Annotated in this window: 19 protein-coding genes and 1 tRNA gene; 12 read left to right on the top strand and 8 right to left on the bottom strand. The window is 74.9% G+C overall.

Going from position 1 to position 22,802, the window contains the following annotated elements:
- The first annotated feature begins 43 nt into the window (after positions 1-43).
- The 4 genes from ACI79T_RS09695 (at position 44) to ACI79T_RS09710 (ending at position 5,670) form a co-directional block, all read left to right on the top strand.
- Positions 44-2,002: an FUSC family protein gene (locus tag ACI79T_RS09695; protein ID WP_456609847.1), complete on the top strand. Its 1,959-nt coding sequence runs from the start codon at positions 44-46 to the stop codon at positions 2,000-2,002.
- A gap of 120 nt (positions 2,003-2,122) precedes the next feature.
- Complete coding sequence (locus ACI79T_RS09700; RefSeq protein ID WP_456609848.1) at positions 2,123-3,037, top strand: alpha/beta fold hydrolase; 915 nt, start codon at positions 2,123-2,125, stop codon at positions 3,035-3,037.
- A gap of 156 nt (positions 3,038-3,193) precedes the next feature.
- Positions 3,194-4,633, top strand: a complete 1,440-nt coding sequence (locus tag ACI79T_RS09705; RefSeq protein ID WP_456609885.1) for a WS/DGAT/MGAT family O-acyltransferase — start codon at positions 3,194-3,196, stop codon at positions 4,631-4,633.
- Positions 4,630-5,670 carry an NAD-dependent epimerase/dehydratase family protein gene (locus ACI79T_RS09710; protein WP_456609849.1) on the top strand — a complete coding sequence of 347 codons (1,041 nt, stop codon included), beginning with the start codon at positions 4,630-4,632 and terminating at the stop codon, positions 5,668-5,670. The genes ACI79T_RS09705 and ACI79T_RS09710 overlap by 4 nt, the downstream gene beginning before the upstream one ends.
- 45 nt (positions 5,671-5,715) lie before the next feature.
- Here the strand turns inward: ACI79T_RS09710 and ACI79T_RS09715 are convergent, their stop codons facing one another.
- Positions 5,716-6,627: an alpha/beta fold hydrolase gene (locus ACI79T_RS09715; RefSeq protein WP_456609850.1), complete on the bottom strand. Its 912-nt coding sequence runs from the start codon at positions 6,625-6,627 to the stop codon at positions 5,716-5,718.
- Between the two features lie 215 nt (positions 6,628-6,842).
- On the opposite strand from ACI79T_RS09715, the gene ACI79T_RS09720 reads away from it, so the two are divergent.
- A complete protein-coding gene (locus tag ACI79T_RS09720; RefSeq protein ID WP_456609851.1) occupies positions 6,843-7,646 on the top strand; it encodes an esterase/lipase family protein in 804 nt (267 codons plus the stop codon).
- A 17-nt stretch (positions 7,647-7,663) separates the two neighbouring features.
- Here the strand turns inward: ACI79T_RS09720 and ACI79T_RS09725 are convergent, their stop codons facing one another.
- The 4 genes from ACI79T_RS09725 to ACI79T_RS09740 all read right to left on the bottom strand — a co-directional run bounded on the left by ACI79T_RS09725 (position 7,664) and on the right by ACI79T_RS09740 (position 9,560).
- Positions 7,664-8,503: an alpha/beta fold hydrolase gene (locus tag ACI79T_RS09725; protein WP_456609852.1), complete on the bottom strand. Its 840-nt coding sequence runs from the start codon at positions 8,501-8,503 to the stop codon at positions 7,664-7,666.
- A gap of 26 nt (positions 8,504-8,529) precedes the next feature.
- Positions 8,530-8,601: transfer RNA gene (locus ACI79T_RS09730), tRNA-Val, on the bottom strand.
- Positions 8,602-8,635: 34 nt separating this feature from the next.
- Complete coding sequence (locus ACI79T_RS09735; RefSeq protein WP_456609853.1) at positions 8,636-9,097, bottom strand: peroxiredoxin; 462 nt, start codon at positions 9,095-9,097, stop codon at positions 8,636-8,638.
- A gap of 43 nt (positions 9,098-9,140) precedes the next feature.
- Complete coding sequence (locus tag ACI79T_RS09740; protein WP_135145054.1) at positions 9,141-9,560, bottom strand: DUF3052 domain-containing protein; 420 nt, start codon at positions 9,558-9,560, stop codon at positions 9,141-9,143.
- A gap of 426 nt (positions 9,561-9,986) precedes the next feature.
- Here ACI79T_RS09740 and aceE point away from each other — a divergent pair, with 426 nt between their 5' ends.
- Complete coding sequence (aceE, locus tag ACI79T_RS09745) at positions 9,987-12,803, top strand: pyruvate dehydrogenase (acetyl-transferring), homodimeric type (RefSeq protein WP_456609854.1); 2,817 nt, start codon at positions 9,987-9,989, stop codon at positions 12,801-12,803.
- A 64-nt stretch (positions 12,804-12,867) separates the two neighbouring features.
- Here the strand turns inward: aceE and ACI79T_RS09750 are convergent, their stop codons facing one another.
- Positions 12,868-14,271: a GH1 family beta-glucosidase gene (locus ACI79T_RS09750; protein ID WP_456609855.1), complete on the bottom strand. Its 1,404-nt coding sequence runs from the start codon at positions 14,269-14,271 to the stop codon at positions 12,868-12,870.
- A 272-nt stretch (positions 14,272-14,543) separates the two neighbouring features.
- Between ACI79T_RS09750 and ACI79T_RS09755 the strand changes: the two genes are divergently transcribed.
- On the top strand, positions 14,544-15,572 hold the full coding sequence (locus ACI79T_RS09755) for a LacI family DNA-binding transcriptional regulator (RefSeq protein WP_456609856.1): 1,029 nt from the start codon (positions 14,544-14,546) through the stop codon (positions 15,570-15,572).
- Positions 15,573-15,603: 31 nt separating this feature from the next.
- On the opposite strand, the gene ACI79T_RS09760 is transcribed toward ACI79T_RS09755, so the two are convergent.
- Positions 15,604-16,809, bottom strand: coding sequence for a M20 metallopeptidase family protein (locus ACI79T_RS09760; RefSeq protein WP_456609857.1), 1,206 nt, complete (start codon positions 16,807-16,809; stop codon positions 15,604-15,606).
- Positions 16,810-16,854: 45 nt separating this feature from the next.
- Positions 16,855-17,448: a pirin family protein gene (locus ACI79T_RS09765; protein ID WP_456609858.1), complete on the bottom strand. Its 594-nt coding sequence runs from the start codon at positions 17,446-17,448 to the stop codon at positions 16,855-16,857.
- A 44-nt stretch (positions 17,449-17,492) separates the two neighbouring features.
- Between ACI79T_RS09765 and ACI79T_RS09770 the strand changes: the two genes are divergently transcribed.
- The 5 genes from ACI79T_RS09770 (at position 17,493) to ACI79T_RS09790 (ending at position 22,788) form a co-directional block, all read left to right on the top strand.
- Positions 17,493-18,671 carry a PucR family transcriptional regulator gene (locus ACI79T_RS09770; protein ID WP_456609859.1) on the top strand — a complete coding sequence of 393 codons (1,179 nt, stop codon included), beginning with the start codon at positions 17,493-17,495 and terminating at the stop codon, positions 18,669-18,671.
- Between the two features lie 159 nt (positions 18,672-18,830).
- Complete coding sequence (locus ACI79T_RS09775) at positions 18,831-20,033, top strand: acyltransferase domain-containing protein (protein WP_456609860.1); 1,203 nt, start codon at positions 18,831-18,833, stop codon at positions 20,031-20,033.
- Positions 20,034-20,133: 100 nt separating this feature from the next.
- Positions 20,134-21,102, top strand: a complete 969-nt coding sequence (locus tag ACI79T_RS09780) for a beta-ketoacyl-ACP synthase III (RefSeq protein WP_456609861.1) — start codon at positions 20,134-20,136, stop codon at positions 21,100-21,102.
- A gap of 115 nt (positions 21,103-21,217) precedes the next feature.
- Positions 21,218-21,460 carry an acyl carrier protein gene (locus ACI79T_RS09785; protein ID WP_456609862.1) on the top strand — a complete coding sequence of 81 codons (243 nt, stop codon included), beginning with the start codon at positions 21,218-21,220 and terminating at the stop codon, positions 21,458-21,460.
- Positions 21,461-21,546: 86 nt separating this feature from the next.
- Positions 21,547-22,788, top strand: coding sequence for a beta-ketoacyl-[acyl-carrier-protein] synthase family protein (locus tag ACI79T_RS09790; RefSeq protein ID WP_456609863.1), 1,242 nt, complete (start codon positions 21,547-21,549; stop codon positions 22,786-22,788).
- The last annotated feature ends 14 nt before the right edge of the window (positions 22,789-22,802 follow it).

A 22,802-nucleotide genomic window follows, 5' to 3' on the forward strand; every position in this document is an offset into this window, starting at 1 on the left:
GCGGGTCCGCGCGATCCCCAGGTCGGAATGACAAGCTCTCCCCGTGGCGGAGCGGCGTGAGCGGGCGCTGCGCGCACCGGCGTGGCTCGAGGAGCTGGTGCGCACCACGCCTCCCCCGGTGCCCTGGCGCGACGTCGCCCGGTTCGCCGTCGCGATCCCCGCTCCCCTGGCCCTCGCCGTCGCCGTGAGCGGTGGGCTGGACTCCGCTGCCGGCCTCGGCGCCGGCGTGTTCGGCACCATGGGCGCCCTCGCCGCGACCCTCGCGCCGCAACCGGGCCCGCTGCGGGACCGGCTCCGCCGGATCGGGGCGGCCACGTTCTTCGGCATGCTCGGGCTGCTCGCCGGCCAGTACGCGACCGGCGGCGGGTGGGAGCCGGTGCTGGTCATCGCCGTGCTGTCGGCGGTCGCCGCGCTGGTCAGCGCGGTCAACGCCGCGCTCTCGCTCGGTGCGCTGCAGCTGCTGATCTACACGGCGCTCGCCTCCGGGCTCGTCACCCCGCTGCCGCCCGCCGCCGAGGTCGGGTTCTTCCTCTGCGGCGCGGCGTGGGCCGCGCTGATCACCCTCGTCCAGGCCCGCACCGAGCAGCTGGACCCCGACCGGGCGGCCGTCGCCACGGTCTTCACCCGGATCGGCGAGCTGCTCGCGGCGATCGGCAGCGACCGGGCGCCCGACGCCCGACGGGCGCTCACCACCGCGCTCAACGGCGCCTACGACCGCGTCATCCGCAGCCGGAGCCGGTCGGCCGGCCGCACCCGCGAGCTGTCCGAGCTGGCCGGGGTCCTGAACGCCGCCGCGCCGCTTGTCGAGGGGGCGGTCGCCGCCGCCCGGGTCGGCGTCCCGGCCGATCCGCGCGACGTGACCGCGGCGCACGCACTCGCGGCGGCGGTCAGCGGCAGCGGCGAGCTGACCGACCAGCGGCCGGCCCCGCTCACCGAGGGCCACCCGGCGGTGCGGGCGGTGCGGCACGGCGTCCGGCTGGTGTGGAACGTCGTCGGCGACCCCGAGGAGCGGGCCAGTGCCGCGGCGGCCCGGCCGGTGACCGGCCTCCGGGCCCGGGCGCACGACCTGGCCGACCGGACCGTGGGCAGCGCCGACACCCGCGCCTTCGCCGTCCGCCTGTCGCTGTGCATGACCGTGGCCGAGATCGCCCGCCAGTACGTGCCGATCGAGCGCCCGTACTGGGTGCTGCTCACCGTCGCCATCGTGCTCAAGCCCGACTTCGGGTCGGTCTTCACCCGCGCCGTGCAGCGCGGCGCCGGCACGCTGCTGGGCGTCCTGCTCGGCTCGGCGCTGCTGGCCGCCCTGCCGCGCAACGGCTGGGTGCTCGTCGCGCTCGCCGCCTCAGCGGCCGTGCTGCCGTGGGCCCGCAACGCCAACTTCGGGCTGTTCTCCGTCTTCCAGACGCCGCTGATCATCCTGCTGCTCGACGTCGCCCTCCCCGGCGGCCCGGGGCTGGTGGGTGCCCGGCTGCTGGACACGCTGATCGGCTGCGCGATCGTGCTGGTCTTCGGGTACCTGCTCTGGCCGCAGACCTGGCGGGCTCCGCTGGACGAGGCCCTGCGGGACGCCGCGCTTGCGCTCGACGCCTTCGTCGACGCCGCCTTCACCGGCAGCGCGGCCGAGCGCCGCCGCGCCCGCCGGCGCAACTACCGGGCGCTCACCGAGCTGCAGACCCAGCTCCAGCGGCGGCTCGCCGAGCCGCCGCCGATCAGCACCCGGGCGGCGGCCTGGTGGCCGGTCATCGTGCAGCTGGAGCGCACCTCCGACGCCGTCACCGAGGCGGTCATCGCCACCCGCGGCGGCGAACCGGCCCCCGACCTCGCCCAGGTCGCGGTGCTGCGCCGGGCGATCCGCTCGCTGGAGGACGACGTCCGGGCGCCGCGCACCTCCGACGACGCCGAGCTGCACGCCGAGGGAGTGCTCGCCCCGGTGGCCCGCGAGGTCGACGCCGCGCGCCGGCTGGTCCGCGAGGCGGCGCCGGGCCGACGCACCGGGCACTGAGCACCGGGCTCTCCGGTTGCGCGACCGGCCCGCGCGGCCTGGGATGGCGCCGTGCCCAGCGACCCGCCGCTGTTGACCCTGCCCCCGCTCGACGGCCCCCCGCCGCCGGGATCCCGGACGGTGACCACCGACGACGGGGTCGACCTGCACGTGGAGGTGGACGGGCCGGCCGGGGCGGGTGGGGACACCGGCCCCCCGCTCACCGTCGTCCTCTCGCACGGGTTCACCGCCCGGCTGGCGGAGTGGCAGCTGCAGCGGGAAGCGCTGCGCGACCGGGTCCGCCTGGTCCTGTGGGACCAGCGCGGCCACGGCCGGTCCGGCTGGACGCCGCTGACGAAGGCCACCATCGACCGCACCGGCCGCGACCTCGGCCAGGTGCTCGACGCCGTCGCCCCGACCGGGCCGGTGGTGCTGGCCGGCCACTCCATGGGCGGGATGAGCATCCTCGCGCTGGCCCGGCAGCGGCCGGAGCTGTTCGGCAGCCGCGTCGTCGGCGTCTTCCTGCTCGCCACCTCCGCGGGTGGGCTGGTCGACACCGGCCCGCTCGCTTTCCTGATCAAGGTCGGCCGCCGGCTGGGGCTGCTGGCGCTGTACCTGTGGCTGCTCCAGCGGCTCGCCCCGCGGCTGGAGCGGCTGCCGTGGCGGGGACGGTTCGCCGGCCGGCGGGCGATCCGGCGGCTGCTGTTCGGGCGGGACGACGCCGACCGGCGCTCGGTGCGGACGGTCCAGGAGCTGCTCGAGGCGACACCGCTGCCGGTGACCATGGCGTTCTACGCGACCTTTCTCGACCACGACGAGACCGCCGCCCTGCCGGTGCTGCGCCGGATCCCGGTGACGGTGGTGGCCGCCACCCACGACCGGCTCACGCCTGCCGCGCACGGCCGGCGGATCGCCGAGACGATCGGGACCGGCTGCGAGCTGGTCGTCGTCCCGGGTGCCGGGCACAGCGTGAACCTCACCCGCCGCGCGGTGGTCGACCAGGCGTTCCACCACCTGCTCGACCGCGTGGAGGGCGACGTGCGCCAGGCCGGTTGACGGGCCGCATAGCGGGCACCCCAGAATGTGGTCGCCACCACAAGATCAGGTTGCGTCTACCGGGAGTCACACATAACTTCGGCGGCCATCCGGGACGTGCGACGGCCCAGGTCCTAGCAGTGGGACGGGGCGGCGAGGAGTGACGACGTGGACCGCATGAGCGCCCTCGACAGCGGGTTCTACTTCGCGGAGAGCGAGAACACCCCGATGCACGTGGGGTCGGTGGCCGTGTTCGACGGCCCGGCGCCCAGCTACGGCGACGTGGTTCGGCTCCTGCTGAGCAAGCTGCCGCGCGTGCCGCGCTACCGCCAGCGGGTCCGGGAGGTGCCGCTGCAGCTGGGCCGGCCGATGTGGATCGACGACCCGCACTTCCAGATCCTCTACCACGTGCGGCACACCGCGGTGCCGTCGCCGGGCGGCGACGAGCAGCTGCGCAACCTGGCCGGCCGGGTGCTGGGGCAGCGCCTCGACATGGCGAAGCCGCTGTGGGAGCTGTGGCTGGTCGAGGGCCTCGCCGACGATCGCTGGGCGCTGATCTCGAAGGTCCACCACTGCATGGTCGACGGCGTCGCCGGCACCGACCTCATGCAGCTGATGTTCGACCTCGATCCGGAGGCCACCCACGACGACCCCCGCGACTGGACGCCGCGCCGCGACCCCTCGTCGCTGGCGCTGGCGGCGGGCGCCGTCACCGAGGCCATGACCCAGCCGCTGCGCACCCTCACCAGCCTGCCGACCGTGGGCAGCGCCGTGCGGAGCGCACGCAGCCTCACCGAGGCCGGGCGGCTGTTCGCGCAGACGGTGCCGTCGCTGGCCAAGCAGGCGGTGACCCCGACGGCCCGCTCGCTCAACGGCCACATCGGCCCGCACCGCCGGTGGGCCTGGACCGCCGGGAAGCTCGACGAGTTCAAGGCCGCCCGGACGGCGCTCGGCGGAACGGTGAACGACGTCGTCCTGACGGCCATCACCAAGGGCTTCCGCGACCTGCTGGAAGGCCGCGGGGAGCTCTCCTCGGAGAACCTGGTGGTCCGGTCGATGGTCCCGGTGTCGGTGCGCTCGGCGAGCAAGCGCGGCGCGCTGGACAACCAGGTGTCGGCCGTCTTCGTCGACCTCCCCGTCGGCGACCCGGACCCGCTCTCCCGGCTGGCGAGCATCCGCGGGCAGATGGACGAGTACAAGCGGGCCATGCAGGCCCTCGACGTCCCGTCGATCATCGCGATGGGCGACTTCGTGGCCCCGGGCCTGCTCTCCATGGGCGTCCGGGCGGGCATGCAGGCCGGGCAGATGTGGTGCCAGGCGGTGACCACCAACGTCCCCGGGCCGCGCGTGCCGCTCTACGTGCTGGGCAAGCGGATGTGCTCGGCGCACGCCTACGTGCCGATCGCGGGAGGCACCCGCTGCTCCATCGGGATCTTCAGCTACCTCAGCACCATGACCTTCGGCATCAACGCCGACTTCGACGCCTTCCCCGACGTCGACGTCCTCTCGACCGGGATCCGGCGGGGCATCGAGGAGCTGCTCGAGCACGCCCGGGCCGCCGAGGCCACCCCCGACGTCCCGCAGCCCACGGCCCGCGCGAAGTCGGCCGCCCGGTGAGCCCGGGCCGGAAGCGCGCAACGGGCGGACGGACGAACGGGGAACGCGGCCTGACGGTCGCGGTCACCGGCCCCACCGGAACCTTCGGCGCCGGGCTGGTGCCCCTCCTCCAGGCCGACGAGCGCGTCGACCGCGTCATCGGCATCGCCCGCCGGCCGTTCGACCCGGCCGAGCGGGGCTGGACGAAGATGGAGTACCGGCAGGGGGACGTCCGCGATCCCGACGCGCTGCGCGAGGCGTTCGCCGGAGCCGACGTCGTCGTGCACCTCGCCTTCCTGATCACCGGGAACGCCTCCCGGGCGACGACCCGCGCGATCAACGTCGACGGCACGCTGAACGTCTTCCGCGCGGCCGCCGCCGTCGGTGCGCGCCGGTTCGTCTACTCCTCGTCGGTCGCCGCCTACGGCTTCCACCGCGACAACCCCGAGCGGATCTCCGAGGAGTGGCCGGTGCGCCCGGCGTCCCGGCTGTTCTACGCCCAGGAGAAGGCCGAGCTCGAGCACCTGCTCCAGGACGAGGCCTCAGCGACGCCCGACCTGGCGCTCTACCTGCTCCGCCCGCCGGTGGTGCTGGGCCCCCAGGCGATCGGTGGCAAGGACGTGCTGCCCGGCCCGCTCGCCCCGCTCGGCCGCCGGCTGTTCGACCGGCCGCGGCGGCTGCCGTTCCCGGTTCCGCTGCTGGTTCCCGAGCACCCGCTGCAGTTCATCCACCAGGACGACGTCGGCCAGGCGCTGCTGCTCTGCGTCGTGGGCGCGGGCCCGGCCGGCGCCTACAACATCGCCGGGGAGGGCGTGCTGACCGCGGCCGACGTGGCCCGCGAGTTCGGCGCGATCGCGATCCCGCTGCCCGCCGCCCCGGCGCAGGCGTTCGCGCGGGCGGTGTCCCGGCTGCCGTTCCTGCCGCCGGTGGCCGAGTGGATCGAGGCGGCCAGCCGGCCGGCGATCATGGACACCACCCGGGCCCGCGAGGAACTGGGCTGGCGACCGCACCGCACCGGCCTGGAAGCTCTGCGCGACACCCTCGGCACGAGCAGCTGACCGCTCCGGAGGCGCGGGGACGTCGGTCCCCGCGCCTCCGGTACGTCAGGCGGTCGCGCTGGTCAGCGCGGTCTCCTTCATCCAGTCGAGCATCTCGGCGACCGTCCGCTCCGGCTCCTGCAGCTGTGGCACGTGCCCGACGTCGGACCACTCCGCGTAGCGCCAGGCGGGGTGCTGCTGCGCGATGTCCCGGGCGGCCTGCACCGGCACGAGCCGGTCGCGGTCGCCGTGCACCAGGAGCACCGGGACGTCGATGGCGGCCATCGCGGCGCGGTACCGGCGCGGGTCGGCCAGCACCCGCAGCACCGAGCGGGCGGCGGCGAGGAACGCCCGGTCCATCCCCTGGACGTCCCGGCGCTCCTCGATCAGGGTGACCGACCGGTCGATGACCTCCCCGGGGACCCGCTCCGGGTCGACGCCCACCAGTTCGAGCATGTCGTGCACGCGGACCAGCGCCGACGTGCGCTGCCGCCGCCACCACAGGAAGCGCTCCCCGACGAAGGGGATCGCGTAGAGCGCGAAGGTGACCGCCACCAGGGGGTCCAGCGCGCGCCGCGGGCCGGGTACGGCGGGGTCGAGCAGCACCAGGCCGCGCACCGCCTCGGGGTGCTCCCCCGTCTCGAGGATCGAGATCATGCCGCCCATCGAGTTCCCGACCAGGACGGCCGGCTCGCCGACCACCTCGGTGAGGAAGCGGTGCAGCACGGCGACGTTGGCCGGGACGCTGGCCCTGCGGCCGCCGGGCTCGCTGCGCCCGAAGCCGGGCAGGTCGATGGCCATCACCCGCGCGTGCTCGCGCAGCGCCGGGGCCACCAGGTCCCAGTTCAGGTGCGACCCGCCCAGCCCGTGCACGAGCACCACCACCGGCCCGTCCTCCGGCCCGCCGAAGTCCAGGTAGTGCACCGGGCCGTCCAGGTCCACGGTGCGGCTGCGACCCGGCATGTCGTCCTCGCTCATGAGCCCCCACTCTCCCGTCCGGTCGTCCGTACCGTGGCACGTGCTGCCAGCGGGCGCAGCGCGGCCCCGACGTGCGGGTGCGCGGAACGGGAACGTGCGCTATGACCCAGGACACAGTTCGGCAACATCTGCCCGCGCGTTCGTCAGACCCAGGTGTGAGCCAGGCCGCATCTTGGTAGAGCCCATCCACGAACGGACGGCTCCAGGAGGACGACGTGGCACGACAGCAGGGTGATGGTCCGGCGCTCCCGCTCTACCTGAGCGAGCCCGGCCGGGCATTCGCCGACTACGGCCTCTACCTGGCCGCCCGTCCGCTCGCGCAGCGGCTGCCGAAGGGCGACGGGCACCCGGTGCTGGTCCTCCCCGGCCTGCTCGCCGACGACTCCTCCACGCGGGTGCTGCGCGCCACGCTCCGGCGGCTCGACTACCGGGTGCACGGCTGGGGGCTGGGGCGCAACATCGGCCCGACCGCCACCTGCGTGAACGGGCTGCGCGACAAGCTCGACTACCTGCACGGCCGCTACCAGCGCGAGGTGACGGTCATCGGGTGGAGCCTGGGCGGCATCTTCGCCCGCGACCTCGCCCGGCAGTGCCCCGACGCGGTGCGCCAGGTGATCACCCTCGGCAGCCCGTTCCGCATCGAGCGGCACACCCAGACCCGGGCCGGCAAGGCGTTCGACCGCTACGCGCACCTGCACGTCGAGCAGCGCCAGTTCCCGCTGGAGTCCGAGGGCTGCCCGCTGCCGGTGCCCGCGACGTCTATCTACTCGCACTACGACGGCATCGTGCACTGGCAGACCTGCCTCGACGTGCCCGGCGAGCGCTGCGAGAACATCGCCGTCACCGCCAGCCACCTGGGCATCGGCCACCACCCGGCCGCCCTCTGGGCGGTCGCCGACCGGCTGGCCCAGCCCGAGGGCGAGTGGGCGCCGTTCAAGGCACCGGCGTTCCTGCGCCCGGCCTTCCCGAAGCCGGCCGAGCCGCGCACGTCGAGCACCGAGGACGTCGCCGCCGCCTGACGCCACACCCGGCGGGGTCAGCCCGCCAGGAACGCGTCCACCGCGGCACGGAAGGCCGCCGGCTGCTCGACCCACGGGAAGTGCCTGCACCCGGCGAGCACCACCAGCTCCGCGCGCGGGAACAGGCCGGCCACCACCGCCGGTGGCGTCGGACCCACCGGGGCGTCCTCCGCGCCGGCGACGACGAGCACCGGCGCGGTCACCGACGCGCACCGCTGCGCCAGGTCCGCCGGTGGCTCGACGCTGAAGTACGCCAGCATCGCCGTCCTGTCGAAGCGCATGGCGGCTGCGTGCGCCTGCTCCCGGTCACCCCAGGTGGCGTAGCTCAGCGGCGCGACCGCGAGGAAGTAGGCGGTGAAGGTGTCGTCGCCGGTCAGATCCGGCCCCTGCTCCCGGGCGGCGAGCGCGGCCTCCTGCACGGCTTCGCCGCGTCGCGCGTCGAGCAGCGCCTGCCCGTCGGCCACGGCCTCCGGGACGACCTGCGGGGGCGGGGTGATCAGCAGCAGCCGCTCCACCCGGTCGGGGAACCGCGCAACCCACGCCAGCGCGAGCCGCGTGCCGGCCGAGTGCGCGGCCACGGCCAGCCGCGCCAGCCCGAGGTGCTCGCGCAGCGCCTCCAGGTCCTCGGCCTGCCGCCAGTACGAACCCGTCGCGGCGTCGGCCGGCCGGGGCGACTCCCCCACCCCGCGCAGGTGCGGCACGACCAGCGGCCGGACGGCGGGCAGCCCGGCGAGGTCACCGAGATAGGCCGGGTGCAGCGCCGCACCACCGGCGAGGACGACCAGCGGCACGCCGTCGCCGTCCCCGAGCCGGTCGTGGTGCAGCGTCGTCCCGTCCGCGGCGAGGTGGGTCGGCACGCGGGGACCGTACTGGCCGGGTGGGGTGGGCGCGACAGGATTCGAACCTGCGACCGCTCGCTTGTAAGGCGAGAGCTCTACCGCTGAGCTACGCGCCCCGCGCGCCCAGGGTAGGGCCCTGGACGCCCGGCTTCAGGAAGCCAGCTCCGCGACGGCGGCCTTCCAGCCGGACTGCTGGCGCGGGTCGCCGGGCGAGTTGACCTCGGTGAAGGCGACGGCGCCATCGGCGTCGACCAGAAACGTGCCGCGCACGGCCATGCCGGCCTTCTCGTTGAAGACGCCGTAGGCCTGGGCGGTGACCCCGTGCGGCCAGAAGTCCGAGAGCAGCGGGAAGTCGAGGTTCTCCTGCGACTTGAACGCCTTGAGGCTGAAGACCGGGTCGGTGCTGATGCCGAGCACCGTCACCCCGGCGCCGGTGTAGGTGCCCAGCTCGTCGCGCAGCTGGCAGAGCTCGCCGGTGCAGATGCCGGAGAACGCGAAGGGGTAGAAGACCACCAGCACGGGCGTGCCCCGCAGGTCCGCGAGCGAGACGACCTGCTTGTCCTGGTCGGGAAGGCTGAAATCGGGCGCGCGGTCACCGACGGAGAGGCTCATGCCCTGATCGTGCCGCACGCCCCGGGAGCCCGCTGCAGGGCCCTCAGCGGCGGCTGCGGGCGGCCTTCGGGGTGACCAGGCGGATGCCCGACCAGTCCTTGGCCGCGGAGATGCTGCTGGTCTGCGAGAGACCGGCCGTCGGCGCCACCTCGGTGACGTCACCCGGCTCGACGTGCCCGGGCCGGCCCGACTTCGGCACCAGCAGCCAGACGACGCCCTCGTCGGCCAGCGAGGTGAGCGCGTCGGTCAGGGCGTCGAACAGGTCGCCGTCGTCCTCCCGCCACCAGAGGACGACCACGTCGGCCACCTCGTCGGTGTCCTCGTCCACCATCTCGCTGCCCGAGGCCTCGATGATGGAGTCGCGCAGGTCCTCGTCGGCGTCCTCGCTCCAGCCGAGCTCCTGCACGACCATGCCCGGCTTGATGCCCAGCCGGGCCGCCATGCCGGCGCTGTCGACGCTCATCCCTGCTGCTCCTCCATGGGTTGGCCTTCTACTGACCTGGTGTGGGGTGGATGGTGCCCTGTCGGGCCGGGGACCGCGCGGGGAGACGTCACGGGAGGCTCGAGAGGGCAGCGGATGCCGGGCGTTCGCAGGACCGGCACGAGGCGGCGATCGACACGACCAGCGGGAGAACCACCCGCACCCTGGTCATGTCACCCCTCTCGCTGTCGCCGTCGCGCCCGTGGTCCGGCCGTCGGGGCCGGGCATCGGAGCGGCGCCGTCGATACGAGGCACCGCAGGCGGAAGCGTAGGGCATGACGGACACGACGCAAGCTCCCGTTCACCGGCGCGACGGCTGCGGTCCCCGCCACCCCGTTCCGACACGACTTCGCCGGTACATGGCCCCGGGACGTGACGGGGGCGACGTCGGCGGGAGACGATGGACCCATGAGCGCATCGCAGCAGCCGGACGGAGACCCCGCCCGGGCAGGACAGACCCGCGCGGTCATCACCGACGGGCTCCCCAGTCAGCTGGTCGACACCGACCCCGACGAGACCCAGGAGTGGCTGGAGTCCCTCGACGCCGTCGTCGACCACGCCGGCCGCGGCCGGGCCCGGTACCTCATGCTCCGCATGCTGCAGCGCAGCCGCGAGCAGCAGGTCGGGGTGCCGGCCCTGCGCAGCACCGACTACATCAACACGATCCCGCCCGAGCGCGAGCCCTGGTTCCCCGGCGACGAGGACGCCGAGCGGCGGATCCGCGCCTACATCCGCTGGAACGCCGCGATCATGGTGCACCGCGCCCAGCGGCCCGGGATCGGCGTCGGGGGGCACATCTCCTCCTACGCCTCGTCCGCCTCGCTCTACGAGGTCGGCTTCAACCACTTCTTCCGCGGCAAGGACCACCCCGGCGGCGGCGACCAGATCTGGTTCCAGGGCCACGCCTCCCCCGGCATCTACGCCCGCGCCTTCCTCGAGGGCCGGCTCACCGAGGACCAGCTCGACGGCTTCCGCCAGGAGGTCAGCCACCCCGGCGGCGGGCTGTCGTCCTACCCGCACCCCCGGCTGATGCCGGACTTCTGGGAGTTCCCCAGCGTCTCCATGGGCCTGGGCCCGATGAACGCGATCTACCAGGCCCGGTTCAACCGCTACCTGCACGCCCGCGGCATCAAGGACACCTCCGACCAGCACGTGTGGGCGTTCCTCGGCGACGGCGAGATGGACGAGCCCGAGTCGCTCGGCGTCATCGGCCTGGCCGCGCGCGAGGAGCTGGACAACCTCACCTTCGTCATCAACTGCAACCTGCAGCGGCTGGACGGCCCGGTCCGCGGCAACGGCAAGGTGATCCAGGAGCTGGAGTCGTTCTTCCGCGGCGCCGGCTGGAACGTCATCAAGGTGATCTGGGGCCGCGGCTGGGACAAGCTGCTGGCCGCCGACCGCGACGGCGCGCTGGTCAACCTGATGAACGAGACGCCCGACGGCGACTACCAGACCTACAAGGCCGAGGACGGCGCCTTCGTCCGCGAGCACTTCTTCGGGCGCGACCCGCGCACCCGCAAGCTGGTCGAGGGGATGAGCGACAAGGAGGTCTGGGACCTCGCCCGCGGTGGCCACGACTACCGCAAGGTCTACGCCGCCTACAAGGCCGCGATGGAGCACAAGGGCCAGCCGACGGTCATCCTCGCCAAGACCATCAAGGGCTGGACGTTGGGCAGCCACTTCGAGGGCCGCAACTCCACGCACCAGATGAAGAAGCTGACCGCCGAGGACCTCGCCGCCTTCCGCGACCGGCTGTACCTGCCGATCCCGGACGAGGCGCTGGACAAGACCCTGCCGCCCTACTACAAGCCCGACCCGGACTCCGACGAGATGCAGTACATGCACGAGCGGCGGCGGGCCCTCGGCGGCGCGGTGCCGCGCCGCCGGTCGGAGTTCAAGATCCTCAAGGCGCCCGACGACAAGGCGCTCGACGTCCTGCGCCGCGGCTCGGGCAAGCAGGAGGTGGCGACGACGATGGCGTTCGTCCGCCTGCTCAAGGAGCTGTTCAAGGACCCCGAGCTCGGCCCCCGCTTCGTCCCGATCATCCCGGACGAGGCCCGCACGTTCGGGATGGACAGCCTCTTCCCGACGCAGAAGATCTACAACCCGGCGGGGCAGCGCTACACCTCGGTCGACCGCGAGCTGATGCTCACCTACAAGGAGTCCGAGCAGGGCGTGATCCTGCACGAGGGCATCAACGAGGCCGGCTCCGCGGCGTCGTTCACCGCCGTCGGCACGTCCTACAGCACGCACGGCGAGCCGATGATCCCGATCTACATCTTCTACTCGATGTTCGGGTTCCAGCGGACCGGCGACTCCCTCTGGGCCGCCGCCGACCAGATGACCCGGGGCTTCCTGCTCGGCGCCACCGCCGGGCGGACCACGCTCAACGGTGAGGGCCTGCAGCACGAGGACGGGCATTCCCTGCTGCTGGCGCACACCAACCCGGCGGTGGTGTCCTACGACCCCGCGTTCTCCTACGAGGTCGCCCACATCACCCGCGACGCCCTGGTGCGCATGTACGGCGAGGACCCGGGCGCCCCGCTGGGTGGCGCCCGCTCCCCCGACGTCATGTACTACCTGACGGTCTACAACGAGCCGTTCAGCCAGCCGGCCGAGCCGGAGGACCTGGACCGGCAGGGCGTGCTGGCGGGCATGTACCGCTACGCGGAGGGCCCGCGGGCCGACGACGGCGCGGCCGGTGAGGTCAAGGCGCAGGTGCTCGCCTCCGGCGTCGCCGTGCCGTGGGCACTGCGGGCGCAGGAGCTGCTGGCCGAGGACTGGGGTGTCTCGGCCGACGTCTGGTCGGTGACGTCGTGGACCGAGCTGCGCCGCCAGGCCGACGAGTGCGCCGAGTGGAACCTCCTGCACCCGGAGGAGGAGCCGCGGACCCCCTACGTCACCCAGCGGCTGCAGGAGACGACCGGCCCGGTCGTGGCGGTGTCGGACTGGATGCGCGCCGTCCCCGACCTGATCGCGCCGTACGTGCCCGGTGGCATGTCGACGCTGGGCACCGACGGGTTCGGCCTCTCCGACACCCGGCCGGCGCTGCGCCGGCACTTCCACGTGGACGCCGAGTCGATCGTCGTCCGCACGTTGGCGTCGCTGGCCGACGAGGGCCACGTGGACCGCGCCACGGTCCGCGAGGCCGTGGAGAAGTACCAGGTGCGCGACGTGCAGGCCGCGCCCGCCGAGGAGCGGTCGGACCCGAGCCCGGCGACCTGAGGCACGGCAACTGAGACACGGAGGCCGGCGGCGCAGACCCCCCCCTGCGCCGCCGGCCGCCGCCTCAGCCCTCCGGAGCCTGCCGGTGGCGCCGGAGGAGTTCGGCGTAGGCGCGCCCGCTGTCCTTCACGGTGCGCCGCTGCGTCGCGTAGTCCACGTGCACGATCCCGAAGCGCTGGGCGTAGCCGCGGGCCCACTCGTAGTTGTCCAGCAGCGACCAGGCGAAGTAGCCGCGGACGTCGGCCCCGTCGTCCATGGCCGCCCGCACCGCGGCCAGGTGGCGGAACAGGTAGTCAGTGCGCTCGGGGTCGTGCACGCCCCCGTCCGCGGCCACCTCGTCGGGCCAGGCCGACCCGTTCTCGGTGATCACCAGGGGCAGCGCCGGTGCCTGGTCCCGCAGCCACCGCAGCAGCCGGGTGAAGGCCTCCGGGCTCACCCCCCAGCCCATGGTCGTGGTCGGCCCCTCGGGGTCGAGCTCGACGACGTCCTCCCCGCCGATGAAGGACGTCGGCTTCTCCGGCGACCGGACGCCGACCTGCACGGTCGACTCGAAGTAGTAGTTCACGCCCAGCCAGTCCAGCGGCGCGGCGATGGTCGCCAGGTCGCCGTCCTGCACCGGCAGGGGCGCCCCGGCCGCGGCGAGGTCGGCGACGACGTCCTCGGGATAGGCCCCGGTCACCACCGGCACCAGGAACATCCGGTTCTGCTGCCCGTCCAGCCGGCGGGCGGCGTCGACGTCGGCGGGCCGGTCGGTCGCCGGCGTCATGGGCGTGAAGTTGAGCGTGATCCCCAGGCTGTCGGCACCCTTCTCCCGCAGCACCCGGGTCGCCAGCCCGTGCCCCAGCAGCAGGTGGTGCGTCGCCCGGGACGCCGCGACGGCGTCGCGCTGCCCGGGGGCGTGCTGGCCGGACATGTGCCCGAGCAGCGCGCTGCACATCGGCTCGTTGAGCGTGGACCAGTGCCGCACCCGGTCCCCCAGCGCGTCGTGCACGATGCCGGCGTAGTCGGCGAAGCGGGCGGCGGTGTCGCGGGCCGCCCAGCCGCCCCGGTCCTGCAGCGCCTGCGGCAGGTCCCAGTGGTAGAGCGTCAGCCAGGGGTCGACGCCCGCCGACAGCAGCTCGTCGACCAGCCGGCGGTAGAAGTCCAGTCCCCGCTGCTCCACCCGCCCGGCGCCCTCGGGCAGCACCCGGGACCAGGCGACGGAGAACCGGTAGGCCGACAGGCCCAGCTCGGCCATCAGCGCGACGTCGTCCCGGTAGCGGGTGTAGTGCTCGGCGGCGACGTCGCCGGTGTGGCCCTGGAACGTGCGTCCCGGGGTGTGGCTGAAGGTGTCCCAGATCGACGGCCCGCGGCCGTCGGCGTCGACCGCGCCCTCGATCTGGTACGCGGCGGTGGCCGCACCGAAGGTGAAGCCGGGTGGGAAGTCGAGGCCGGCCGCGAGCTCCGGTCGGACGTCGGTCCAGGTCATGGGCGCGTGGCTCCTCGGCGAGACGCGGACGGGACCGCCGACGGGTGCCGGCAGGGGGACGGCGGGACCCTCCCGGCTCATCGGCCGACCCTCCCGGGTTGGCGGCCGGCGATCCGCGTGAGAGCGCTTCCACCATCCGTGGCAGTCACAGTGGCGGGGCGGCACGGAGCCTGTCAAGAGGCTCGTGGAAACGCTTCCACGACTTACGGTGGGCATTCGGCGGACGCGCGCGAGGCGCTCGACCGCGCCGACCAAGTCCTGGAGGGATGCCCGTGACCGCCACCGGTGCGCGGCCCACGACGCCCACGCTCGACGAGGTGGCCGTGCTGGCCGGGGTCTCCCGGGCCACCGTCTCGCGGGTCGTCAACGGCTCCCCCCGGGTCAGCCCCGAGGCCCGCCGGGCCGTGGAGGCCGCCGTCGAGACGCTGCGCTACGTCCCGAACCGGGCGGCCCGCAGCCTGGTCACCCGGCGGACCGACACGATCGCCCTGGTGCTGTCGGAGGCCGACACGCAGGTGTTCTCCGACCCGTTCTTCGCCAGCATCGTGCAGGGGCTGTCCGCACGGCTGGCCGACACCGACCTCAACCTGGTGCTCTTGGCCGCCCGCGGGGAGCGGGAGCAGGAGAAGATCGGCCGCTACGTGCGGCAGGGCCACGTCGACGGCGTGATCCTCATGTCGCTGCACAGCGACGACCTGCTCCCCGACATCCTCGCCGGGGCGCACGTGCCGGTGGTCCTCTCCGGGCGCCCGCTCGACGGCCGGCCCGTCGCCTACGTGGACGCCGACAACGCGGGCGGGGCGGCCGCGGCCACCCGGCACCTGCTGTCCCTGGGCCGGAGCCGCATCGCCACGATCACCGGGGCGCTGGACATGGTGGCCGGCCTGGACCGCCTCGCCGGGTACCGGGCCGCGCTCGCCGACGCGGGGCGGGCCGAGGCTCCCGAGCTCGTCGCCGCGGGCGACTTCACCGAGGCGGGCGGGCTGCACGCGATGACCCGGCTGCTGGCCGCGGCGCCCGACCTGGACGCCGTCTTCGTCGCCTCCGACCCGATGGCAGTCGGTGCGTTGCAGGCGCTGCGGGCGGCCGGCCGGCGGGTGCCCGAGGACGTCGCCGTCGTCGGGTTCGACGACGCGGCCGTGGCCGCCGCGTGCGATCCGCCGCTCACCACCGTCGCCCAGCCCCTCGGCGAGATGACGGCACTGATGCTGGAGCTGCTGCTCGACCAGATCGAGGCCGGCGAGCGCGCGGTCGAGTCCCGCGTCTGCGCCACCAGCCTGGTCCGGCGCGCCTCGGCCTGAGGGCCGCCGGCGCGCCGCCGCAGGGGGCCGCTCAGCCGGAGAGCGACTGGAGGGCCATCTGCGCGTACAGCGCCACGCCGGCCGGCAGGGGCTCCTCGTCGAAGACCACGAGGTTGGAGTGGTTGGCCGGGGCGGTGGCGGGGTCCACACCCGGCGGGCGGGCGCCGAGCCAGGCCATGACGCCGGGCACCCGCTGGAGCACGTAGGAGAAGTCCTCGGCGCCCATGAGCGGGGCGGGCATCAGCACGCTGGCCTGCCGGCCGAGCAGCTCCGCGGCGGTCTCCAGCACCTGGGCGGCCATGCCCGGGTCGTTCCTCGTGACCGGGTAGCCCTCGCTGTGCTCCCAGTGCAGCTCCAGCTCGTGCGCGGCGGCCACGTGGGTGGCCACCCGCCGCACCGAGGCGACGACGTCGGCCCGGCGCTCGGCCGACAGCGTCCGGATCGTCCCCTCCAGGTACGCCGTGTCGGGGATGACGTTGTTGGTGGACCCCGCCTCGATGTGCGCCACCGTCACCACCGCGGGGTCGAAGACGTCGACCCGCCGGGTCACCATCGCCTGCAGCGCCAGCACGATCTCGGCCGCCACCGGGATCGGGTCGGCGGCCGCGTGCGGCTCCGAGGCGTGCCCGCCGCGGCCGCGCAGCGTCATCCGCCACTGGTCGGCGGCGGCCATCATCGGCCCGGGCCGGACGTTGACGCTGCCGCTGGTCAGCGTCGAGGAGATGTGCAGGGCGAAGGCCCCGCTCACGGGCGCCTCCGGGACGATGTCGAGCAGCCCCTCGTCGAGCATGTACCGGGCACCGTGGAAGCCCTCCTCGCCGGGCTGCACCATGAAGACGACCTGGCCGGCCAGCTCGTCCCGGCGGGCCGCCAGCAGCCGCGCGGCGCCGACCAGCATCGCCACGTGGGTGTCGTGCCCGCAGGCGTGCATCGCACCGGGCACCTGCGAGGCGAAGGGCAGGCCGCTGTCCTCGTGCACGGGCAGGGCGTCCATGTCGCCGCGCAGCAGGTACGTCGGCCCCGGGCGGGCACCGCGCAGCACCCCGACGACGGAGCTGGTCGTCGTCCCCGTGGTGACCTCCAGCGGCAGCTCGGCGAACGCCTCCAGCACCGCGGCCTGCGTGCGCGGCAGGTGCAGCCCGATCTCCGGGTGGCGGTGCAGCTGGCGGCGCAGCTCGATGGTGCGGTCGGCGTCGGAGTACGCGGCGGCGAGCAGGTCGGAGGGGCGGGTCGGCATGCCTCCACTCTCACCCACCCGACGGGCATCGCGCCCGTCGCGGGGTCAATCCGCCCAGCTGGGCCGGCCGGCGTCCACCTGCCACACCACGACGGCGGCCTCCTCCTCGGTGCGCACCGGGCCGGCCTCGTGCCGGCGCACACCCGCGGCGCCGGCGACCAGGACCACGCCCGCCGGCGGGGTCAGCTCCTCCCCCGGCGCCGCGCGCCCCAGCCACAGCCGGGCGTCGGGGCGGCCCAGGTCGAGCCAGCCGCCGGCCGCCCGGCGCACCTCGTGCGCCGCGGGCGCGCCCGGCGTGGCGCTGCGCAGGTAGCACTGCAGCACCCGGGCACCGTCGGCACCGGCCACCTCGTCGTGCGCCAGGCCGGTGCCGGCGCGCAGCACCGCGACGTCGCCGGCGGCCAGGGCGGCGCCGTCCCCCCACCGGTGGGTCAGCGACCCGGTCAGGACGACGGCGACGACGTCGACCGCCCGGTGCTCGTGCCGGCCGTAGCCCGCGCCGGGCGCCAGCCGGTCGTCGGCGACCCGCAGCAGCGGGCCCAGGGAACCGTCGTCGGGGGCGAGCACCACCCGGGAGTCCAGCCCGGTCGTCACCGGCGGCGGGGCTGCCGGCGGGGCGCCGACCGGGGGAACGTCCACGGCTCCACTCTCCCCGACCGCGGCCGACGTGACACGCTGACCCGGTGAGCCGGGTGACCCACCGCCCGCCGAGCGACGCGACGCTCCGGCGGCTGGAGCGAGCATCCGGGTCGTTGGCCACCCAGGCCGTCGCCCGGATGGACGACGACCTGTCCTGGTTCCGGGCGATGCCGGCCGACCAGCGCTCGTGGGTCACCCTGGTCGCCCAGGCCGGCATCGCCTCCCTGGTCGAGTGGTGCCGCAACCCGGGCCGCCCCCCGCGGCTCACCGGCGAGGTGTTCGGGGCCGCCCCGCGGGAGCTGGTCCGGGCCGTGGCGCTGAAGCAGACCGTCGACCTGATCAAGGTGACCGTCGAGGTGGTGGAGGAGCGCGTCACCTCGGTGGCTGCGCCGGGCGACGAGGACACCCTGCGCCTGGCCGTGCTGCAGTACAGCCGGGAGGTCGCCTTCGCCACCGCGCACATCTACGCCAGCTTCGCGGAGAGCCGCGGCGCCTGGGACGCGCGCCTGGAGGCGCTCGTCGTCGACGCGCTGGTGCGCGGGGAGCGGTCCGAGGAGCTGTCCGGCCGCGCCGCCGCGCTCGGCTGGGCCGCCGGCACGCCGGCGCTGGTGGTGGTCGGCGCCGCCCCCACGGACGTGGCCGACCCGCACGGCGCCGTCCGGCGGACCGCCCGCAGCCTGCGCTGCGACGTGCTGGTGGGCGTGCACGCCGACCAGCTGGTGGTCGTGCTCGGCAGCGCGGAGGGCCTCGAGGCCGCCGCGGAGCGACTCAGCGACGACTTCGGCGACGGGCCGGTGGTGACCGGCCCGGTGGTCGACGGGCTCGGGCGCGCGGCCGTCTCCGCCGCGGCGGCGCTCGCCGGGCTGCACGCGGCGCGCGCCTGGCCGGAGGCGCCCCGCCCGGTGCCGTCCGACGCGCTGCTGGCCGAGCGGGCGCTCGACGGCGACCCGCTGGCCCGGGCCGCCCTGCAGGAGCAGGTGGCCGCCCCGCTGCGCTCGGCTGGCGGCGGCGTGCTCGAGACGGTCCGCGCGGTGCTCAGCAGCGGGGGCAACCTGGAGGCCAGCGCCCGGGCGATCTTCGTGCACCCCAACACCGTCCGGTACCGCCTCAAGCGGGCCGCGGAGCTGACCGGCCTGTCCGCCACCGACCCCCGCGGCAGCTGGACCCTGCAGGTGGCCCTCGCCCTCGCCGCCCTGGACCGCGACCGCTCGCTCTGGCACTGAACCCGTCCCCGCGCTCACCAGGCGTGCGGTTTCCACCACGATCGAGCCCCGGAACGCCTGTCGATCATGCATGTGTTGGAGGAATCCTCCAAAGATCACCACGGTGCTTTCGTTCCCCCACACCGCGCGCGGACCGATGATCACTGGCACGGTGAGGGGGTGCTCGCCGTCCTCGCCCCGGGTCAGGGTGCGCAGAAGCCCGGGATGCTGACCGACTGGCTCGACCTGCCCGGCGCGGAGCCGTTCTTCCGCTGGGCCGGCGCGATCGCCGGTGCCGACCTGCTCGCGCTCGGCACGACCGGTGACGCGGAGGCCATCAAGGACACCGCGGTCACCCAGCCGCTCGTGGTCGCGATGAGCCTCTTCGTCGCCCGCGAGCTCGGTGGGCTGCCGGGCCCGGTGGCCCACACGCCGCAGACCGGCCGGGACGTCGTCATCGCCGGGCACAGCGTCGGCGAGCTGACCGCCGCGGCGCTCGCCGGCGTGCTGTCGGTCGAGGCGGCGATCGCGCTGACCGCCGTCCGCGGCCGGGCCATGGCCGCCGCCTGTGCCCGGACGCCCACCGGGATGTCCGCCGTCCTCGGCGGCGAGCCCGACGAGGTGCTCGCCGCCCTCGAGGGGCACGGGCTCACCCCCGCCAACATGAACGGTGCCGGCCAGATCGTGGCCGCCGGCCCGCTCGACGGGCTGGCCGCGCTCAAGGCGGAGCCCCCGGCGAAGGCCCGGGTGATGCCGCTGCCGGTCGCCGGCGCGTTCCACACCGCGTACATGGCGCCGGCGCGCGATGAGCTCGAGGGCCTGGTCGGCGGGCTGCGGCCGGCCGACCCGAGCCGGTTGCTGCTGTCCAACGCCGACGGCGCCGCCGTCGACTCCGGCGCCGAGGCGCTGTCCCGGCTGGTCAGCCAGGTGACCAACCCGGTGCGCTTCGACTCCTGCCTCGCGACCATGCGCCAGCTCGGCGTCACCGCCGTCATCGAGCTGCCGCCCGCCGGCGCACTGGCCGGGCTGGCCAAGCGCGAGTGGAAGGGCGCGGGCATCGAGGTGCTGGCCGTCAGCGGCCCCGCCGACCTCGACCGCGCCCGGGAGCTCATCGCCGCCGAGCGCGGCCGCGCGGAGGCCGAGCACCTGCCCGACTGGCGCATGGTCGTGGCCCCCGCCCGCGGCACGGTCAGCCCCGCGCAGGTCGCCGAGGGCAGCCACCTGCCGGCGGGGACCCCGCTGGGCTGCATCCGCGGCCGGCGCGAGGAGGTCAACGTGTCCGCCGCCTACGACGGCGTGCTGGCCGAGTGGCTCGTGCACGAGGGGGACCTCGTCGACGCCGGCGACCCGATCGCCCGGCTCTACCCGGAGGTGACCGCGTGACCCCGAAGACGACGTCCGAGCGAGCAGCGCCCCTGGCTGGGGGCACCTACCGCTTGCGGGGGACGGCGACCGAGGAGCGGAACGCGGACGGAGTCGAGGCATGACACGGCTCCAGCTACCGCCCGGCGCCCCGGGGGCCCGCATCATCGGGCTCGGGAGCTACCGCCCCCGCCGGCGGGTGACCAACGACGACCTCGCCCAGCGGATGGACACCAACGACGAGTGGGTCCAGAGCCGGGTCGGCATCGCCGAGCGCCGCTGGGCCGAGCCCGACGAGACCCTCGTGGAGATGTCGGTCGCGGCCGGCGGGAAGGCGCTGGCGGCCAGCGGCCTCGACGCCGGGGACATCGACCTCGTGCTCCTCGCGACCACCAGCCCGCCGAAGGCGATCCCGGGGCTCGCGCCGCGGATCGCCCACCAGCTCGGGGTGCCCCGCCCCGGCGCGTTCGACGTCAACGCCGGCTGCGCCGGCTGGTGCTACGCGCTCAGCGCCGCGGCCGACGCGATCCGCAGCGGGACGGCGCGCAACGCGCTCGTCATCGGCGGGGAGCGGCTCACCGACTACACGAACCTCGAGGACCGGGCGACGGCGGTCATCTTCGCCGACGGCGCCGGCGCCGCGGTCGTCACCGCCTCCGACGAGCCGGCCATCGGCCCCGCGGTCTGGGGCAGCGACGGCGACCTGCACGAGGCCATCGCCATCCCCCCGGGCGAGCAGGGCATGAGCATGGCGGGGCAGGCCGTGTACCGCTGGGCCACCACCAAGCTGACCGACATCCTGGTCGAGGCCATGCGCCGCGCCGGCGTCGGGCCCGACGACATCGACGTCTTCGCGCCGCACCAGGCGAACCTGCGGATCATCGAGCTGATGGCCAAGCGGCTGAAGCTGCCGGAGCGCACGGTCATCGCCCGCGACATCGTCCGCTCGGGCAACACGTCGTCGGCGTCGGTGCCCCTGGCCCTGGCGGCGCTGCAGGAGAGCGGCGAGGCCAAGAGCGGCGACGTCGCCCTGCTGCTCGGGTACGGCGCGGGCCTGACCTTCGCCGGCCAGGTCGTCGTCCTGCCGTGACCGTTCCCACCCCCGTGGGCGACCTGCCCATGGACAGCTCCACCCCAGTCGTCCGGGACACCGTGTCCCGGACGTCGGCGGGCACCGCCCGCCTGATCCGAGAGAGAGGACCCGCGTGAGCACCCAGGAGATCCAGTCCGGTCTGGCCGAGATCCTGGAGGAGGTCGCCGGGGTGTCGCCCGCCGACGCCACCCCGGAGAAGTCCTTCACGGAGGACCTCGACGTCGACTCGCTGTCGATGGTCGAGATCGCCACCGCCGTCGAGGACAAGTTCGGCGTCGCCATCCCCGACGACCAGCTCGCCAACATCAAGACCGTGGGCGACGCGATCACCTTCATCGAGAAGAACCAGGGCTGAGCCCCGCGGGTCCCGCCGGCCGACCGCCGGCGGGACCCGGTCCCCCGATCCGGCCTCCCCGGCCGTCGTCCGCACGAGGAGATCCCATGAGCCCGTCCACCACCGACGTCGTCGTCACCGGCCTGGGGGCCACCACGCCGCTCGGCGGCGACGTGGCCAGCACCTGGGACGCCCTGCTCGCCGGGCGCTCGGGCGTCAGCCGGATCACCGACGAGTGGGTCCAGGAGTTCCCGGCCCAGCTCGTCGCCCGCCTGGCCACCGACCCCGCCGACCACATCGACCGGGTCCGCGCCCGCCGGCTCGACCGCAGCCAGCAGGTGGCGGTCATCGCCGCCGAGCAGGCCTGGGCCGAGTCGGGAGCCGCCGACTCCGGCGTCGCCCCCGAGCGGATCGCGGTGGTGTTCGGCACCGGCATCGGTGGCGCCCTCACCCTGCTCGGTCAGGACGACGTCCTGGAGGCGAAGGGCCCCAAGCGGGTCTCGCCGTTCACCATCCCGATGCTCATGCCCAACGGCCCCGCCGCCGCCGTCGGGCTGGCCGTCGGCGCCAAGGGCGGCGTCCACGCGCCGGTCAGCGCCTGCGCGTCCGGCGCCGAGGCCATCCGCTGGGGCCTGGACCTGCTGCGCTTCGACCGGGCCGACATCGTCCTGGTCGGTGGCACCGAGGCCTGCGTGCACCCGCTGCCCATGGCCGGGTTCGCCGCCATGCGCGCCATGTCCACCCGCAACGACGAGCCCGAGCGCGCGTCCCGCCCGTTCGACAAGGCCCGTGACGGCTTCGTCCTCGGCGAGGGCGCGGCCGCGCTGGTGCTCGAGCGCGCCGACTCCGCCGCCGCCCGCGGGGCCCGCGTGCACGCGAAGGTGGCCGGGGCCGGCGCGACCGCCGACGGCTACGACCTCGTCGCCCCCCACCCGGAGGGCGAGGGCGCCGGCCGGGCGATCGCCGCGGCCCTGCGCGACGCCGGCCTCTCCCCCAGCGACGTCGGGCACGTCAACGCGCACGCGACGTCGACCCCCGTCGGCGACACCGCGGAGGCCGCCGCCATCCGCTCGTCGCTGGGCGACCACGTCCTCGTCAGCGCCACCAAGAGCCAGACCGGGCACCTGCTCGGCGCCGCCGGAGCGCTGGAGTCGGTGTTCACCATCCTCGCGCTGCGCGAGCAGATCGTCCCCGCGACGGCGAACCTCGACGACCCCGACGACGACGCCGCCGTCCAGGCCCTCGACATCGTCCGGCACGAGCCGCGCCGGGCCACGCTCACCGCAGCGGTCAACGACTCCTTCGGCTTCGGCGGGCACAACATCGCGCTGGTCTTCACCACCGCCTGAGCGCCCGCCCCGCA

Source organism: Blastococcus sp. SYSU DS0619 (assembly GCF_054051035.1).

Coding starts and splice junctions, on each gene's coding strand:
- ACI79T_RS09705 (WP_456609885.1), top strand. CDS start 3,194: ATGAGCGCCCTCGACAGCGGGTTCTACTTCGCGGAGAGCGAGAACACC.
- ACI79T_RS09715 (WP_456609850.1), bottom strand. CDS start 6,627: ATGAGCGAGGACGACATGCCGGGTCGCAGCCGCACCGTGGACCTGGAC.
- ACI79T_RS09735 (WP_456609853.1), bottom strand. CDS start 9,097: ATGAGCCTCTCCGTCGGTGACCGCGCGCCCGATTTCAGCCTTCCCGAC.
- ACI79T_RS09740 (WP_135145054.1), bottom strand. CDS start 9,560: ATGAGCGTCGACAGCGCCGGCATGGCGGCCCGGCTGGGCATCAAGCCG.
- aceE (WP_456609854.1), top strand. CDS start 9,987: ATGAGCGCATCGCAGCAGCCGGACGGAGACCCCGCCCGGGCAGGACAG.
- ACI79T_RS09750 (WP_456609855.1), bottom strand. CDS start 14,271: ATGACCTGGACCGACGTCCGACCGGAGCTCGCGGCCGGCCTCGACTTC.
- ACI79T_RS09760 (WP_456609857.1), bottom strand. CDS start 16,809: ATGCCGACCCGCCCCTCCGACCTGCTCGCCGCCGCGTACTCCGACGCC.
- ACI79T_RS09780 (WP_456609861.1), top strand. CDS start 20,134: ATGACACGGCTCCAGCTACCGCCCGGCGCCCCGGGGGCCCGCATCATC.
- ACI79T_RS09790 (WP_456609863.1), top strand. CDS start 21,547: ATGAGCCCGTCCACCACCGACGTCGTCGTCACCGGCCTGGGGGCCACC.